Origin of the sequence: Syntrophotalea carbinolica DSM 2380 (assembly GCF_000012885.1) — a bacterium.
Classification (GTDB): Bacteria; Desulfobacterota; Desulfuromonadia; order Desulfuromonadales; family Syntrophotaleaceae; genus Syntrophotalea; species Syntrophotalea carbinolica.
This window is the reverse complement of record NC_007498.2, coordinates 806,716-822,445: the sequence shown is the minus strand read 5'-3', so window position 1 is coordinate 822,445 and position 15,730 is coordinate 806,716. Positions and strand designations below refer to the sequence as shown.

The 15,730-nt window shown below is 58.0% G+C and carries 11 protein-coding genes; all 11 read right to left on the bottom strand.

Annotation, left to right across the window (positions count from 1 at the left end):
- Positions 1-163: 163 nt before the first annotated feature.
- A complete protein-coding gene (locus PCAR_RS04135; protein ID WP_011340378.1) occupies positions 164-1,279 on the bottom strand; it encodes a putative sulfate/molybdate transporter in 1,116 nt (371 codons plus the stop codon).
- A gap of 138 nt (positions 1,280-1,417) precedes the next feature.
- Positions 1,418-2,323, bottom strand: a complete 906-nt coding sequence (locus tag PCAR_RS04130) for a substrate-binding domain-containing protein (protein ID WP_011340377.1) — start codon at positions 2,321-2,323, stop codon at positions 1,418-1,420.
- A 244-nt stretch (positions 2,324-2,567) separates the two neighbouring features.
- The gene (locus PCAR_RS04125; protein WP_011340376.1) at positions 2,568-3,482 is read right to left on the bottom strand and encodes a helix-turn-helix transcriptional regulator; all 915 of its coding nucleotides are present in this window, start codon (positions 3,480-3,482) and stop codon (positions 2,568-2,570) included.
- A 113-nt stretch (positions 3,483-3,595) separates the two neighbouring features.
- Positions 3,596-6,553: an insulinase family protein gene (locus PCAR_RS04120; protein WP_011340375.1), complete on the bottom strand. Its 2,958-nt coding sequence runs from the start codon at positions 6,551-6,553 to the stop codon at positions 3,596-3,598.
- 139 nt (positions 6,554-6,692) lie between these two features.
- Entirely contained in the window at positions 6,693-7,457 is a 765-nt protein-coding gene (locus PCAR_RS04115; protein WP_011340374.1) for a PP2C family protein-serine/threonine phosphatase, read from the bottom strand.
- A gap of 154 nt (positions 7,458-7,611) precedes the next feature.
- Entirely contained in the window at positions 7,612-8,391 is a 780-nt protein-coding gene (gene ttcA, locus PCAR_RS04110; RefSeq protein ID WP_011340373.1) for a tRNA 2-thiocytidine(32) synthetase TtcA, read from the bottom strand.
- A gap of 172 nt (positions 8,392-8,563) precedes the next feature.
- Positions 8,564-9,187, bottom strand: a complete 624-nt coding sequence (locus tag PCAR_RS04105; RefSeq protein ID WP_011340372.1) for a four helix bundle suffix domain-containing protein — start codon at positions 9,185-9,187, stop codon at positions 8,564-8,566.
- Between the two features lie 105 nt (positions 9,188-9,292).
- Positions 9,293-12,451, bottom strand: coding sequence for an efflux RND transporter permease subunit (locus PCAR_RS04100; protein WP_011340371.1), 3,159 nt, complete (start codon positions 12,449-12,451; stop codon positions 9,293-9,295).
- Complete coding sequence (locus tag PCAR_RS04095; RefSeq protein WP_011340370.1) at positions 12,448-13,629, bottom strand: efflux RND transporter periplasmic adaptor subunit; 1,182 nt, start codon at positions 13,627-13,629, stop codon at positions 12,448-12,450. Before PCAR_RS04095 ends, PCAR_RS04100 begins: the two co-directional genes overlap by 4 nt.
- Positions 13,619-15,055: an efflux transporter outer membrane subunit gene (locus tag PCAR_RS04090; protein WP_011340369.1), complete on the bottom strand. Its 1,437-nt coding sequence runs from the start codon at positions 15,053-15,055 to the stop codon at positions 13,619-13,621. Before PCAR_RS04090 ends, PCAR_RS04095 begins: the two co-directional genes overlap by 11 nt.
- On the bottom strand, positions 15,052-15,669 hold the full coding sequence (locus PCAR_RS04085) for a TetR/AcrR family transcriptional regulator (RefSeq protein WP_011340368.1): 618 nt from the start codon (positions 15,667-15,669) through the stop codon (positions 15,052-15,054). The genes PCAR_RS04090 and PCAR_RS04085 overlap by 4 nt, the downstream gene beginning before the upstream one ends.
- Between the last annotated feature and the right edge of the window lie 61 nt (positions 15,670-15,730).

Here is a 15,730-nt window from a genome sequence, read left to right as displayed (position 1 = left end):
CTCCCCGTCCCTTTCCGCGCGGCTCGGACTGAATGAAAAAAACCGCATCGAACGCGATACGGCAGATTCCTGATATGAGTATTTTTGCGGCAACATTCCGGTTATATCTTCAACATCCTAACCGCCACGCATTCCAGTGGCACAAGCACCGCTACCCTACCGATCATGTGCTGCTGCGTTGAAAAGACAACCGGTAACCGACATGATGCAGCAGCATGCCGGCCAGAAATCCGTACGCCATATTGGTCCAGACAGCCACCAGCAGCGTCACAACCATGGGGGCCAAATGCCAATTCCAGGTCATATCCTTGGCGAATTTTGTCAACTCGATGCCCACCAGCAACATCATGGCGCCGACAATGGCCAGAGGAAAGGCCGCAAATAACCCGACAATGCTCCCGCCCAGGAACAGACCGAGTCCGATTTCCAACATCCCTTCGATAATATTAGCCCCGCCGGTGCGCGCCCCGAAATAGTATTGCCCGGCCAGACCGCCGGATCCATGGCACATCGGCATGCCGCCAAAAAATGGAACCACCAGATTCATAAGCCCCATATTGAAGGCCAGCTTCCTTTCACTGACCGGCTTGTCCGGCCAATACTGGCGAATCAATACCGCTGTGGCAATAACGGCATTGGTCGCCGTCAGAGGTATTTGGGAAAATCCGGCCTGCAGCATGGCCTGCCACACTTCGGACAGAGCGAAGGAATGCACTCCCGGCAAGGCAAACATGCTCCCCGACAGAACGTCCGGGGTACCGTTGAAATACATGACAGCCCCCCCCAGAAGTATCAATACAACAGCAGCGGGGGCATACCGATTTTGCCGCAATGTCAACACGATCACCAACGACACCAGCGCCAGAAGCCAGCCGGTGGCCATCATTTCCAAAGCTTTCAAAGCCAGCATGATACCGAGTGCGGCCTGAATGCCACGGATCACCGATTTGGGGGTTATGCGGGCGACAATACCCATCACCCCGGCAGCCGACATGAACAACCAGACCAGTCCCATGGCAAAAGCCGAAGCGAAAACCATCGAAGGCGACCACTGCTCGGCGATGGCCACCACCGCAAGCACCTTCATCGGTTCGATGGGCATGGGCAGTCGATAAAACAATCCGGTCGTCACATTGGCCAGCCCCATCATCACCAACATACCGGTGGGATCGACACCGCACACCACGATATAGCCGATGGCGAGGGGAAACAGGGTGCCGAAATCCCCCATGGCTCCGCCCAACTCACGCATATTGAATTCGAAGGAATGGATCCTCATCGTCGGTACATTCTTTCTCCGCGTTGCCTTCAATCAGAGTAACAACCTAACTACTTTGGCAAACAAAAGCCCTCCCCGTCAATCAAATCGACGGGGAGGGCCAGAGCATCTATCACCTCAAACCGAGATGATCGGTACTTATTTGTAGATGTAGAACAACTGCTTGCCATGCTTCTTGTAGTCGTTGATCATCTGCTGACCTTCGGGGCTGGTCAGCCAGGCGATGAAGGACATGGCCAATTCATATTTGACGTGAGGGTGTTTTTCGGGATTGACCGCAATCACACCGTAGGGGTTGAACAGGGACTCGTCGCCTTCGAACAGAATCGGCAGGTCAAACCCTTTTTCAGCCGTGTAGGCGATGTAGGTACCGCGGTCGGTCAGGGTGTAGGCCAGTTTTTCTTTGGCCATGTTGAGGACCGCACCCATGCCCTGGCCTACAGAGTCGTACCAGCCCTTCGAACCGGCCGGTTCCTGATAGCTGATCTCGCGGCTCTTGCCTTTCTTGGTGAGGGTCTTGGTCTGGGTTTCAAGTTTGACACCGCTCTTGCCCCACAGTGCCTGTTCCTTGGAGTGGGTACCGCTGTCGTCGCCACGGGAAATAAAGCTGGCCTTGGCGGCGGCAATTTTGGCCATCGCCTCGGCGGCGGTCTTGGCTGACTTGATGCCGGCCGGGTCTTTCGCCGGGCCGACCAGAACGAAATCGTTGTACATCAGATCGCGACGGTTGACACCGTAGCCGTCAGCAACAAACTTGTCTTCCTTGGAGCGGGCATGGACCATGGTGACATCCACGTCGCCGGCCTCAGCTACCTTGAGGGCCGCGCCGGTACCCATGGGAAGAACATGGACCTTGCAGTCGTACTTCGCCTCAAACTTGGGCAGCAGATAGTCGAGCAAACCCGAATTGGCGGTCGAGGTAGTGGTCGACAGCTTCAGAATCTCGGTCGCCATGGCGCCGGTACAGAGAACCGCCACCAGCAATAAACTTGTACTCAGAATACGAAAAATTGATTTCACGTTGTTCCTCCTCACCTTGAACATGGTTGTGTACTCCTGAAATTACAAAATGTTTCCCAACGCGCCCTCCTCCAAAAGGGCTGAACCAACGATGTAACATTACCGTGATAACGATTGAGAGTCAACGGGGTTTTTGAGTAAACTACTTCAATCGTTACACAAATCCCCCCACGGGGAGTATACTCCATTGGTCAAGTTCGAAGAGAGATCCACCATTGGCAGGTGACAAAACGGCAAAGGAAAAGGTGGGCAAAAGGGTCAGCCGCAATCAGCGGCTTTCACCGGGGAACAACATACGACCGGCGAGATTCAGCTCGTAACCGGGCATGCTGGCGGCGAGATCGTGAAACGCCGGCTCGTGCAACATGGCGAGAAATTGCTGGATCGATTTGTCGAAAAAGCAGTCCTTGGGAATCAACAGGTCGAAACGTTCCCAGCGCAAGGGCAGAAAATCGAGGCCCAGCATGGCGGCTGCGGGCCGGATACCGGGGCCGATATCGGCGCGCCCGGACAGGATCTCAAGCCCGATATCGAGATGACGGGACACCTCGTTGCCATACCCTTTAAGGCGGGCGGGCTTGATATCGGCCTCTTGCAGCTGCTGATCGAAAATAATCCGGGTACTGGCGCCGAGGGGACGATTGACCACCGTCAAATCCTTCTCGGCGATATCCCGGCAACTGCGGATACCGTGGGGATTGCCCTTGGCGACAATCAGCCCCTGTTCGCGGCGACAGAAATTAACCACCGCCGGGAGCGCCTCAAGCTCACTGGCCGCAAAGGAAAAATTGTAATCCTTTTCGTTTTCATCGGCCAGGTGGCTGGTCGCCATGTGACACATACCACGGCGCAACGCCTTGAGACCGCCGAGGCTGCCCACCGCCCCAAACAGAACGACATACCCGGCATTGAGCTTCATGAACAGCGACAACGCCCTGTCGAGCAGCATATCGTCGCTGCCGGCGATCATCAACAGCCCACTTTTGTGCGGCAACTCGGCCGCACCGGTAGGATAATTGATGGTCATGCTCTCGACCCACTGTTCCACCAAGTGGGACGGAAACAACCACTTGCCTGTAATTTTGGTTGCCGGCAGGCCTTTTTCGGTGATCAACGTATAGACCATCTTTTCGTTGACACTGAGGCGTTGCGCGACTTCTTTAGTGGACAGCAGTTTTTCCATGAATGGCGACTCCCGAGCAGTTTTCCGTCACAAGCATCCCGCCGGGGCGATGCGGGCTGGCCCAAGGTACCACAATTCGCCCCGCGACAAAAGCCTGCTTTCGAACCAACGACTCAGATACGCCCCAGCGTCAGGGACGCATCGCCAAGCTGAAGGTTGGCCTCCTGCAACATGTCCTCCCCTGCAACGACCGACACCGCGCTGTCCTGCCAGCCGTCCACCAGATAACGTCCGGCTGCGGCAGAAAGCGCTTCGGCATCAACAGCAAGGATCCGCTGACGAAAAACCTGACGCGCTTCGGGCGTCAATCCCTGCAGCACATAATGGAATTCCCGAAGCCCCTTGCCGCCCGGCGACAGGGGCCGGTCGAGCTGACTGAAGACCCCCAGGATCGCTTCTTTAATGTCGACTGCGGCAAAACCGCCGTCAGCAGCCCAGCGGGTTGCGTCCCTGAAAACATCCAGAGTGCGCAACAGGTGGGGATCGCGATAGGACAGCATGGCAAACAAGCCACCCTGAGCATCGTAATTGGCCATGCCACCGTAAGCACCGCCTTTTTCACGGATTTCCCGGTGCAGATAACCGCCGCGCAGCAACTTGGCCAAAACCATCAGGACGGCACCATCGGGATGCTCCAGCGGAACCGCACGGAAAACCCGCGCCACATAAGCCACAGGCACCGCCGCCACCCAACCGGAGGCCTTGTCATCAAAGGGTGAGGGTCGCTTCGGCGGCGGCACAGACGCGCCGGCAGCCGGTATTTCGGCAAAGAAGCCATCGAGAACCGGCTGCATACTCCGGAAGACCGGCTCTTCGGCGGTAATGGCACAACGCAACCGGTCGCGGCGGAAAATCGCTGCGGCCAGGCGTTGCAGACGCTGGGCAAATTCCGAGAGTTGTTCCGGTTGTCTGGCTGCCAGCTCTTTCACGGCATGAATCAGGTGCAAACCGCTCCACACCTCCCGAACCCGCCCTGCAGCCGTCAAGGAACCGGAAGCAGCCCTCGAGGCATAACTGTGGCCGGAACCGGGAACGGAATTTTCCAGCGAAGTTTTCAACTGCTGCAATACGGTGTGCAGGCGCTGAAGATCGGAAAAATCCGGTGCCGTACAAAAGTCTTTGAGAATATCGAACATGGGCTGTTGATTTCGCAACAGTGCCTTGCCGCGCAACTCCACGCCCAACTGGAAGGTATCCAGGCTGGCCGGCCCATCGAGGAGCGAAGCACTGGCCTGCACGCCACCGGTAGCCGCCGACACGCGTTCCGCCATCTCCAGATAGTTCTTGCCGGCAGCGCCGACTTTGGTCAACAGCGTGCAGAACAGGGGCACATCCTGAAACAACTCTTCCGGCAAATCATCGATCTGCAGATGAGCGGTAAAATATCCGATACCGTTGGTCGGCTGCTCGAACCAGCGGACCGGAACCCCTTGACACTCAAACGGATCGCTGTCTACCAACGGCTGACTGGCCGGAATATCGGAAAGCTCCAGAGTAGGCAGACAGGATAGATCCTCGGCCGCCTCCTGGGTCTGTTGCAACGCCACGCCTTGCGCTAGCAGATGTTCCCGATCCTCAGCGGAAAGTTGTTTTTCGATGTTTTCCAGTCGGGCCTTTAGCTGTTTTTCCTCACGGGATTTCTGCTCGACATCGGGTTTGAGCAGCAACGTCACCCTGTGGGGATTCTCCAGCAACTGGCGGCGAATCAGGTTTTCGAAAAACGGGCCGTTGGCCAATTCCTGCCGCAAGCGCACCAGGTCCTGTTCCAGACACAGCGGCGACACCGGATCGTCCGCATGCAGCCACGATCCGAACATCCGCATCAACAGCAACAAGCCATACGGATACTGATCCCCGTTGACCTCGCGGCAGGAGAATTCAAGCTGGTGGATGGCCGCTTCGATCTGCTCCGACGAGAATCCCGTATCGACAATCTCCTGCAAAGTGTTCAGGATCAGCGTTTCGACCGCTTCGACAGTTTCGGGATCGGTGCCCTGCAAACCGACGGCCAGGTAGGTTTCACGATAATCATCGTGGTATCCGGTGCCGGGTGCCAGATTCTGCCCCAACTTCGAATCGAGCAATGCCTTGTACAGCGGAGCCGCCGGATTACCCAGCAGCAGTTCGGACAACAACATCATGCCAAGCCGCTCGAACTGATCGGAAACCGGACAGGTCAGCCACCCCAACTGCACGATGGAGCGATGCTCCAAAGATTCCCCGGCATCGACCGGAAAGGTTTCCTCGACCCTGCGGGGCTCGGTGTAGCGGGCTTCGTCAGGGATGCCGCTGTCAACCTGCAACGCATCAAAATGACACAAAGCCTGCTCATCTATGGCTTGCAGATGCTCCGCCAGGGGCATATTCCCGTAGGTGAAGAACCAGGCGTTGGCCGGGTGATAATAGGTGCCATGAAACGCCTTCAATTGTTCATAGCTCAAATCGAGGATATCGGCCGGTTCTCCGCCGGAATTAAAGCCGTAAGTGACCGTCGGGTACAAAGCGCGGGTAAGTCGTCGGTGCAACAAGGATGATGGGTCGGCCATCGCGCCCTTCATCTCGTTGTAAACCACCCCCTTGAATTGCAACGGGGAAGAGCTATCGCCGGCTTCGGCGAATTCCAGACGATGCCCCTCCTGCCGAAAATCCTGTTCGCGCAGCAAAGGGAAAAACGCCGCATCGAGATAGATCCCCATCAAGTTGTAAAAATCGGTCTTGTTCTGCGAGGCAAACGGATAACAGGTCCAGTCGCTGGCGGTCAGAGCGTTCATGAAGGTGCTGAGACTGCGCTTCAGCATGGTAAAGAAAGGATCACGCACCGGGAACCTTTGCGAACCGCACAATACCGTATGTTCGAGAATATGCGCGACACCGGTGGAATCCTGCGGAGTGGTGCGGAATCCGACCGAAAACAGGTTATTGTCATCCTCCCGGTCAAGGTGAACCATGCGCGCGCCGGTGCGCTCATGCCGCAACTGCACCAGAGTGGCGTTGAGTTCCGGCAAAGTTGAAACCGAAGTGATGACAAATCCGTGCTGCCGGTCGCCGGCGCGATATTCGCGTTGTTTCATGAAGGTTTCTCCTGGACAAAACCCGGAAGGACAGCGATGCATGGGCTCGATTTTAGTCAAGCAAGACCATCGCCGAATTTCCCGACCTGTCGCGTAAGGCCATACAAAAGGCTTTTATGGTTGGATATCGGTCCGGTGATTAAACCGCAGGACGCTTAAAATCGATGGTTATGGCGGTGCAGTCATCCTGTGGCGGATCAGGGGCACCGAATGACACCAGTGACTGAAACAATGCTTCGAGAAATTCGCCATGACCACGGTGGTCATGGCGCAGCAATCGTTTCAACCCGGGCAGACCGAAAGCCTGCCCCTTGGGATTAAAGGCTTCAACCAGTCCGTCAGTGTACAGCAGAAATCGATCGCCATGCTGAAACTGAAAACGGGCCATGGCAATTTCAGGCTGATCGAAATACCCCAACGGCTGCCCTGTCGCCTCCAGAGACACAATCTTATGGCCGCGGCGCACCAGCGGATTGCCCTGCCCGTTGTTGATGTAGCGCATCTCCAAAGTGTCGGGGTCGATGACTCCGTAAAACAGGGTCGTGGAAAAAAAATGATCCAGCCGGCGGGAGCGACGAGCAAAGGAAAACAGAAATTCGTTGACCCGCGATGCCATCTCCCGGGGATTGCAATTTTCGGCGGTGCCGCGATGTATAAACCCGTAAAGCAGGGCCATGACCACCGAGGCCTGCAGACCATGACCGGTAACATCCCCAAGAAACACCACCAGACAACCGTCCGGCAAAGCGATGAAATCAAAATAATCGCCGCCCAGGCCCCGCGCCATGCGATTCTTGGTACCGATACAGCACCAGTTGCAATGCGGCGAGCCCTTGGGAAAGAGCAACTGCTGCACTTCACTGGCCAGATCGATATCAGCCTTGGTATGAAAACTGGAAGTCATAGGTTACGCCTTGCAGACCGGGAATCTATATAAAAACCATAAAAACGGCCGAACCGTTATTTACTTGTTCCTGAAGTCGAATGAAAAACAACAACGCATTGGCCCAGCCTCATATCCTGCCGCTACCATATTCTACCGCAATCTGCGGCAACCGTCAGTCGGCTGCGGCGGTACCGAAATCCTTGAGACTGGCATCGAGCAGATGTCGCGGCTGGACATTACCCAGCGCACCGATAAGGCTGCTGCGCAGATGGGGGATATCTTCGGCTAATTGACTGACCAGCCGTTTCATGCGCTGCCGGTTCTGATCGGAGCGGGTTTCCTCGGGACACCCGCAGGGGATGGCCGGTAGTCCGTTGGCTTCGGCAAAAGCCGCAACATCGCTTTCTTCCACATAAACCATGGGCCGAATCACGGTATGCTGGCCGTTGTCGGCCAACAGCTTGGGACTCATGGCGGCCAGAGTCCCCACGTAGAACTGATTGAGCAACAGCGTTTCCACAAAATCATCCAGATGGTGTCCCAGGGCCAGCTTATTGCACCCCAGTTCAGTGGCGACGGAGTACAGCACCCCCCGGCGAAGACGGGCGCAAAAGGCACAAAAAGAAGATCCGGGACGCAGTTTTTCTTTGATAATGGTCGCACAATCGGTACGTTCCATGCGGTTGGCAAAGCCGTACTCTCTAAGATGCGCCTCCATAATATCGGTGCGGTAACCGGGAAAGCCGGGATCGACATTGACCGCGATCAACTCGTAACGAATCGGCGCCCGCCGCCGTAAACTGTCGAGAATATGCAGCAAAGTCCAGGAATCCTTACCTCCCGAAACCGCCACGGCGATACGGTCCCCCTCTTCGATAAGATTGAAATCACCGATGGCTTTTCCCGTCAGTTTTTTAATTTTGCGAAACAGGCGATCTTCGACAATAGGCAAGGCAGCTTTCCTCCGGACATGATTGATAGGCTTTTTTACGGTATTTCGGCGCGTAATGCAAGCCGCACACCGATCGTTCTGATATCTGACGGGGGGATCGGCATGCTCAGGCACTTCTTCATGCGACATATCTGAAAGCGGGGGCCGGCCTATGCCAGCGTTTCAAACCCTGTCATGAACGCTGCCTTTTCCGGCTGCGGACACGGTACAGTCGCTCGGTAAAGCCGCCTTCCCGTTCAAAGGCCGCGGCCTGTGCGGCCACCTGCCGATCGAGCAGGGAGCAGGCCACGGCGATGAGAGTCAGAGCGGCATTGGCGGAGATCTCTTGATAGGTGGACTTAGTGGACGGCATGGACTCTGTGGACAGATTTTTTTGTCCTCCCCCTCCATGATGTCCATTCCTGAGCTCGCCAACCCAGGTCGCCACTTCCTCGGCGGAGGCGCACCTCCGCGTGATCAGGGACTTACGACGCGGATCCTCCCTCTCCCAGAGGGTGAGTCCCCGCTGCCGCAAAAAATCTTCGTAGTCGAGCCGCAACTCTTCGAGACTGGCCCGCGCTACCTGGGTCAGTTTCAATTCGAATTTTTTGGAGGTGGCCGAAGCTTGGCTCCCTTCGGCGATATTCTGTACGCCGCTGCGCGCCGCCTGGACCATCTGGTCATGAGTGCGGCTGCGCTTGTCGATATAGCGGTTACAAAACCGCACCGTCACATCATAGATCAGCTGCGCGATCTGAAAGCTTTTCAGGTTGCGATACCCGCCATGTCTGGGGATCAATCCCTCACCATCGGCCATAAAAACGCTCCCTTAGTTAACGCTTTTCACGGTGTCCATGCCGTCCACATCGTCCATACAGTCCATCTTCGCCCGCACCTGCCTCAGCGAGCGGCAATAGACACATCACGACAACCGGTGATTGGCATGATCCGGACGCAGGCCCAGCAGGCGCCGGATATCCTCCAGCACCAGGTACAAGGCCGGGATCAGCAGCAGCGTGATGCCGGTAGCGAACATGATGCCGAAACCGAGGCTGATGGCCATGGGGATGAGGAACTTGGCCTGCATGCTGGTTTCCAGAATCATCGGCATGAGACCGAAAAAGGTGGTCAGCGAGGTCAGCAGAATCGGCCGAAAACGTCGCCGACCGGCCTCGAGAAGAGCCGCCTGAAGGGTATCGCCTTTACGCCTGCGCACATTCACGTAGTCGATGAGCAGCAAGGAATCGTTGACCACCACCCCGGACAGAGCAACGATGCCGAAGACACTCATGATGCTCAGGTTGTAGCCCATCAACACATGGCCGAATACGGCGCCGACAATCCCGAAGGGGATGGCGACCATGATCAATAGCGGCTGGCTGTAAGAGCGAAACGGGATGGCCAGCAGGGCAAAGATGCCGAACAGCGCCAGTACATAGCCGCGCCCCATGCTGCCTTTGACCTCGTTAAGTTCGCGCGCCTCGCCCTCCATATCGTAACTCAGACCGGGGTATTGGGCCATGAGGGCCGGCAATGCGGTTTGCTGCAGGTGCCGACGGATTTCCTCGGCGTTGCCCCGTTGGCTGTCCACATTCGCCGAGACATTGATCACCCGCTTGCGATCTGTGCGATTGATACTGCTGAAACCATGCCCGCCGGCGACCTCGGCAGCGCGCATCAAAGGCACCTCACCGCCATCGGCGGTGCGCACCCGCAGATTCTCCAGATCCGCCAGGTGCTGCCGGTCGGCTTCCGGATAGCGCACCATGACCCGCACCTCATTGCGCCCGCGCTGCAGGCGCAAGGCCTCCGCACCGTAAAAAGCAGCCCGCAACTGATTGCCGAGATCGGTCTCGGTGATGCCCAGGGTACGCGCCTCCGGCTTGAGCCGTATTTTCAACTCGCGCTTGCCGCGTACGTAATTGCTGACGATATCCTCGACCCCCGGGTACTCGGCCAGCAACACCTTGACCTGTTCGGAAACCTGCTGCAACACGTCGAAACTTTCATGGGCCAGCTGAATGTCGATATTGGCGCCGAGCTGCACCAGGTCGGTGGTGAAAACCAGCGATTCCGCACCGGGCACTTCACCGACCCGTTCACGCCACGCGGTGGCCACCTGCGCCGCACCGATATCGCGCTGTTCGCTCGGCGTCAGAAACACGGCGATGGTCGACAAGTGCGATCCGCCGGTGGTCGATTCGCCTTCCGGCCCGCCGGTGTTGAGACTGCTGCCGACCAGGGAATACATGTTTCGCAGGATGGTCTCTCCCTCGGGCAGTTGCCGATCGAAAACCGCGATAGCCTCGCGCCCGTGGGCCAGGATCGTCTGCGCCACCTCCCGGGTGCGGGAGACCGGCGTGCCGGGAGCCATCTCCAGATTGACCAGGATGATGTCCCCTTCCACCTTCGGCATGAAGCGGAACTTGATGATGCCGCCGCCAACCAGCCCCAGGCATAGCATCAACACCGCCAGCGCACTGGCGACCGTGGCATAGCGATAATGCAGGGCCAGGCGCAATGTCCGACCGTAGGGACCATCGATAAACCGCTGCAGTCGATGTCCGAATTTTTTACGTACCCCCTCGATGGCGGTCAATATCCGCCCCTGCACGGCACGCGGCTGGCCGATGGCCAGGTGCGCCGGCAGCACGAACAGCGATTCCACCAGCGACACCAGGAACAGCAGAATGACCACCGAAGGGATGGCCCGGATAAATTTACCCATGGTGCCGGAAATGAACAGCAGAGGAGAAAAAGCCGCTACCGACGTCAATATGGCGAAAATGATCGGGACCGATACTTCCATCGCGCCGTCCATGGCGGCCTTCAGGTAGGGTTTGCCGCGCTGGCGATGCTCGAAGACATTTTCGCCGACGACTATGGCATCGTCCACCAGAATGCCCAGGGCCATAATAAAGGCGAACATGGAAATCATGTTGATTGAAGCCCCGACCGCCGGCATAAAAAAGAGCGATCCCAGAAACGAGATGGGCACCCCGAGCATCACCCACAGCGCCAGACGGACCTCCAGAAACAGACCGAGGACGATCAGCACCAGCAGTAGTCCGAAACAGGCGTTTTTCTTCAACAGATTCATGCGGCTCTGGAAGATTTCCGAATCATCGTTCCAGATCGCCAGACGCACCGCGGCCGGCAGCTCCTGCTGTTTGCGCTGCACGTAATGACGGACAGTTTCCGAAATATCCGTCGGTTTCTGATCTCCGACCCGAAACACCTGCACCATGGCTGCAGGCCATCCGTCAAACAGCAACTCCTCGTCCGTTTCACGAAAAGTATCGCGCACCGTGGCGATATCTCCCAGGCGGACTTCGGTGCCGTCTGCCGCCGTCAGGATGGTGATCGGCTCGTACTCCGGGCCGGTGTAGCGACGCTCCTTGGTGCGCACCAGGATCTCACCGCCGCGGGTTTTTATGGTACCGCCGGGAATATCGCGAGAGGCTTGACGGATGCGCTGCGCCACCTGGTCCAGGGTCAGGTTGTAGCGTCGGAGATTGGCCTCGGGGATCTCCACCGAAATTTCGTAGGGGCGCACGCCGGCAAGATCGACCTGGGTGATATCGGGCAACAACAGCAGGTCGTTCTGCACCTGCTCGGCCAGTTCGCGCAGGCTGCGTTCCGGCAGCTCCCCGTAGACCATCACCGACACCACCTGGCGGCGGTTCAGCAGCTTGGTAACGATGGGTTTTTCGGCTTGCTCCGGAAAAGAGATAATGCGATCGACCTCGGTCTTGATATCCTGCAATACGACATCGGCATCGCTGCCGGTGCGCAACTCCGCGGTCACCGTGCCAAACCCTTCCAGGGCCTGCGAACGTAGCCGCCGGATTCCGTCCACACCGGTGAGATTATCCTCGATTTTGAGCAGGATGCCGTCCTCGATTTCTTCGGGACCGGCGCCCGGGTAGGAAACCGAAACCTGCACCTTGTCCAGAGCCACCTCGGGAAACACTTCCTGCTGTACCGTCAGCCCGATGATCAGTCCGCCGACCACAAACACCAGCATCAGCAGATTGGCGGCCACATGGTTTTCCGTCATCCAGCGAATAGCCTGTTTCATGGCTCTACCCTGGATGGCGCGATGCGCAATTTGAGCCCTTCGGCGATACCGCTGAGTAACGTCAGAACCACCCTGTCGCCATCTTCAAGGCCCTCGGCAACCAACACCCGCTGTCGCTCGCGGCGCACCACTTCGACCTTACGCAAATGCAACAGATCATCGTCGCCGGCCAGCCACACCGTATCGCCTTCATGCAGCGCCTCGCGGGGCACCGCCACCACCCCCTCGAGCGAACGCCCTTCGAGACGCAGATCCACAAACAGGCCGGGGCTCAAAGGCGGCCTGTCATCCGCCCTTTGACGTTGCAGAGAATAGGGGTCGTCCACCGCCACCACCAGACGGGCCATGCGCCCCCGTGCATCGACCTCGCCGAGGGAACGCACCACCCGGCCCTGCCAGTTAAAGTGGCGGCCTCCTGCGGATAGGCCGACATGGGCCCTGGAGCCGGGCAATCCACCGGAACGCGGCACCTGCAACCAGCCCAACTCCTCCAGAGGCAGGGGAACCACAATCTCCGTCTGATCCGTGCCGAATACCTGCCCCACCGTCACACCGGCGCTCAGATACTGGCCGATATCGACCTGCTCGTTACGCACCAGGCAGTTAAACGGGGCGCGCACCACGGTGCGGGCCAGGTCGAGCCGGGCCTTGCGCACCCCGGCTGCGGATGCAGCCAGCGCGGCACGGGCATTCTTCATCTGCGGCTCATAGACCACCAGGGGGTTGGGTGGCTGATCCCGCTCCGACACCAGACGCTGCCATTCCTGACGGGCAATGCGGGCCTGGCTGGTAACGGTGGCCAAATCCAGTTCGGCGCGGGAATGATTCGCCTGGGCCTGTTCCAGGGCCAACTGATAGTCGATGGCCTCGATTCGAAACAGTTCCTCGCCTTCGGCAAAAAATCCGCCGGCAATAAAACGCGGATCCATCCAGACCACCTTGCCACCGACCTGAGGAGTGATACGAGCCTCGCGACGGGGTTGTACGGTACCGGTTGCCGCCACCTGAATCGTGACATTCTGCGACCTCACAACCATCACATCGACCAGTGTGCCCCGGTCTTGTCTGGGCTCACGCGGCGGCGCCTTGCGCAGATGTATCAACAGGGCCATGACGAGCGCGCCGGCCAGCAAAATGACAACAGGCGCAGCGATACGTATCCAGGATTTACTTGTCATGATCACTATCCTCAGTCGGGAAAATTACCGAATCGTTACGGGATTGCCGGCACTGTTGCAGCATCCAGTGACCGCCAAGGGCACGTGCAAGCGAAATGCGATCGGCGACCTGTTGACGGCGGGCCGAAAGCAGGCCGCTTTCCGTTTCCAGATGAAGAACCTGGGCCGTAAGCACCTGCAGATACTCAGAAACCCCCAACGTATAGCGGTCTGTCGCCAGACGCAGAGCGGCCGAGGTCGATGCTCTGCGTGCCTGCAGTTGGGCAACCTGTTCCCGGCTTGCGCGTTCTGCGGCCAGCGCATCCTCGACCTCGCGAAAGGCCTCGAGCACACGTGTCTGATAGCTGGCCAGCAATTCCTTGAACAGCGCCTGCCTGCGGTCGACTTCCGCACGACGACGACCGCCGTCCAGGATAGGTTGGGTGAGATTGACCAGCAGATTCCAGAAAATATTCGGCGAAGCGAATACCTGTCGCGGCGTATCGGCACCGCCACCGTAGCCACCCGCCAGGTTGAAAGCGGGAAAACGTTCGGCAATAGCCTCCGCTACCCGATTGTCGGCAGACTTGACCCGCAACAAGGCGGCTTTGACATCGGGTCTGCGGTTCAACAACTGCGAAGGCACCCCCAGGGGATAATTCTTTGCCGGAGCGGGCAAAACAGCCAGTTGCCCGGCAAGGCCACCTTGGGGGTAGCGCCCCAACAACACGGCCAAGCCATGTTCGGCAGCGGCCAGTCGGGCCTCCACCTGGGGCAGGCGCGCACGGGCTGCGGCCAGATTCTGGCGTGCCTGATAGACCTCCAGGGCCGGCGCGATACCGGCGCGATAACGCCGCTCCACGCGTTCAAGGATATCGAGGTAGGAAACAATGGTGTTTTCGAGCAAAGCGTGCTGGGCGCGCTGCTCGACTGCCGTGTAATAAAGATCCGCCAACCGCGCCGACAAAGACAGACAAATCGCTTCCACATCGGCTGCGGCCGCCGCTTGTTCGCGCCTGGCCGCTTCGGATCGGGATGCCAGCTTACGCCACACGTCGAGTTCAAAACCCGCCACCACCGACAAACTGTAATGATCTGCCGTAACGGGCCCCAAAAAGGTCATCTGTCGCTGACGCCCCGCCTGCCCATCCAAACCTAAACTCGGCCGGCGGGCCGACTCGACCGACCGCACCGCCGCCTCGGCCTGCTGCCAACGGGCAAGAACCTGATCCAGCTCAAGATTGGCGCCGAAAGCCTGCAGCATCAGGCGATCAAGGGCGGGATCCTCGAAAATATGCCACCAGGGTTGCGCAACCGGTTCGCCAGGTGCGGCCGTTGATTCGAGATAACGATCCGGAACCGGCACCGGAAGTTCCACAGGAACGGGACGATGTACGGAACACCCGACCAACACCAACAGAAAGGCAATACCCCAAAAACTTCTCATGGCGCCTCGATCCCGTGAACGATAAAATCGACCAGCCAATCACTCGGCGGCAATGCAGGGTTTTCAAGTTCCATGGCCTCGGCCACCGCGGGTAACTGTCCGGCCAGACACAGATAGCGCGCCAGGGATCCGAGAGCAAAATTCAATCGCCAGAACAGCTGATCACGCTCCAAACGCGGCAGCGCTTCGCACAGCATATCGAGCAACAACCGAAACAACGGAGCTACCAGACGGTAAAACATCTGCCTCAGGCCCTCATCCGGCTCGATCAGGGCCCTGCCAATCAGAGCCACGAAATTGCGACTGCCCTGATCCTGTTCTGAAAACCGCACGGTCGGCTCCACGAAAGCGCGCACCACCTGTTCCACACCGTAACCGGCACGGTTGCGCAATTCGTGCAGAGCCTTTATGCGTTCGGCATTCAGGGGCTCCATGCGACGTTTGAACACCGCCTCGATGAGACCATCTTTGGATCCGAAATGGTAATGCACCGCTGCCAGATTCACCCCGGCAGCAGAGGTTATGCGGCGCAACGAGGTGCCGCGAAAACCGTGTGGCGCAAAAAGCGCTTCGGCGCAGTCCAGAATTTTCTTTTTAGTATCGGCATGATCCATAGGGCAACACTCCGCGTTAATACGATCTCCTCATCACTCAGATCAAATTAAACAAACGTTT

Coding starts and splice junctions, on each gene's coding strand:
- PCAR_RS04135 (WP_011340378.1), bottom strand. CDS start 1,279: ATGAGGATCCATTCCTTCGAATTCAATATGCGTGAGTTGGGCGGAGCC.
- PCAR_RS04130 (WP_011340377.1), bottom strand. CDS start 2,323: ATGTTCAAGGTGAGGAGGAACAACGTGAAATCAATTTTTCGTATTCTG.
- PCAR_RS04125 (WP_011340376.1), bottom strand. CDS start 3,482: ATGGAAAAACTGCTGTCCACTAAAGAAGTCGCGCAACGCCTCAGTGTC.
- PCAR_RS04120 (WP_011340375.1), bottom strand. CDS start 6,553: ATGAAACAACGCGAATATCGCGCCGGCGACCGGCAGCACGGATTTGTC.
- PCAR_RS04115 (WP_011340374.1), bottom strand. CDS start 7,457: ATGACTTCCAGTTTTCATACCAAGGCTGATATCGATCTGGCCAGTGAA.
- PCAR_RS04105 (WP_011340372.1), bottom strand. CDS start 9,187: ATGGCCGATGGTGAGGGATTGATCCCCAGACATGGCGGGTATCGCAAC.
- PCAR_RS04100 (WP_011340371.1), bottom strand. CDS start 12,451: ATGAAACAGGCTATTCGCTGGATGACGGAAAACCATGTGGCCGCCAAT.
- PCAR_RS04095 (WP_011340370.1), bottom strand. CDS start 13,629: ATGACAAGTAAATCCTGGATACGTATCGCTGCGCCTGTTGTCATTTTG.
- PCAR_RS04090 (WP_011340369.1), bottom strand. CDS start 15,055: ATGAGAAGTTTTTGGGGTATTGCCTTTCTGTTGGTGTTGGTCGGGTGT.
- PCAR_RS04085 (WP_011340368.1), bottom strand. CDS start 15,669: ATGGATCATGCCGATACTAAAAAGAAAATTCTGGACTGCGCCGAAGCG.